The organism is Methanoregula sp., assembly GCF_002835825.1.
Classification (GTDB): domain Archaea; phylum Halobacteriota; class Methanomicrobia; order Methanomicrobiales; family Methanospirillaceae; genus Methanoregula.
The window spans coordinates 1-1,004 of sequence record NZ_PIZH01000806.1 but is presented as its reverse complement, the minus strand read 5'-3'; the positions used below and the strand labels follow the sequence as shown (position 1 = coordinate 1,004).

The 1,004-nt window shown below is 61.2% G+C and carries 1 pseudogene; it reads right to left on the bottom strand.

The features are described from left to right. Positions 1-823, bottom strand: a pseudogene (locus CW742_RS15345) (acetyl-CoA decarbonylase/synthase complex subunit gamma); the annotation flags it as partial. Between the last annotated feature and the right edge of the window lie 181 nt (positions 824-1,004).

Here is a 1,004-nt window from a genome sequence, read left to right as displayed (position 1 = left end):
CCATCGTCTCACGGCGTCCTTGGCGCCGGTGTGCGCGGAGGCACTGGGGGATTCCTGATGAAGCATGGGGGCGGACGCGCACCTGCCCCCCGCTGGCCTCTTCCGTCTCGCCGCTGAGCCGGGCGGCGAGTCCCGGAATGATCAGGGTTGTATGTTCGACAAGCCTGTCAACAGCATACTCGTTCAGTGCCATGGCAACGGACCCGGCCGTGAAGATCCTCCCGGCAACTGCGCTCTCAACGCTGAGGCCCCCGGTATCCGCGACAACCAAAAAGCAGTCGAGGTTTGCGCTCTTGAGATCCGACTCAACCGTGAAGTAGGTGAGAGCATAGTTGGTGGTGATGAGCACCGGGGAGTTCCGGTCGGGTCTCCCGAACGTTTTCACACCTGCCTCGACCGAGACTGGTTTTCTTGGGTCGGTGTACAGGTTGAACCGCCAGATGAGCTGGGGAAGCAGGACCCAGCCGTCGATACTGTGCATGATGAGGAGATCGGCATATCTCGTCATGAGCATCGAGGCAAGAACCGCTTCCTTCCACTTGAGGACATCTTCGGAAATCTCGCTACCGGTCCAGACTGCAAGGGGCACGCCAAGCAGGGGGAAGCCGAAGAGTTCGTCAGAATTCCGGCAGGCCTGCGTACGGATTGCGGTGAATGTGTCAAGTGTCCCAGCAAGGCCTTCGTCGGGGATTGTGCCCGGGTCGAGGACAAGATCCGTTACCCCGCAGTCAAGCAGCGTGCGGACAAGCGAGCGCAGGAGAGCGGGATCACCTCCGGCAGAGACGACAAGCGGGGCACCCGACTCCCCGGCAAGATCCGCCATCGCGCTCCAGTTGGTCTCTGTTGCCGCTTAGAGGATCGTTCACCTCTTTTGTACTGCGGCAAGGCCGGCACTCAGTATCGACGGATCGGGACTACAGAGAACAGGTGTCACGGCCGACATCTCGCCGGTGTGCCGGAGAGCGAGAGCATAGACAGCCGAGACTCTGGTAACCGACCGTGGG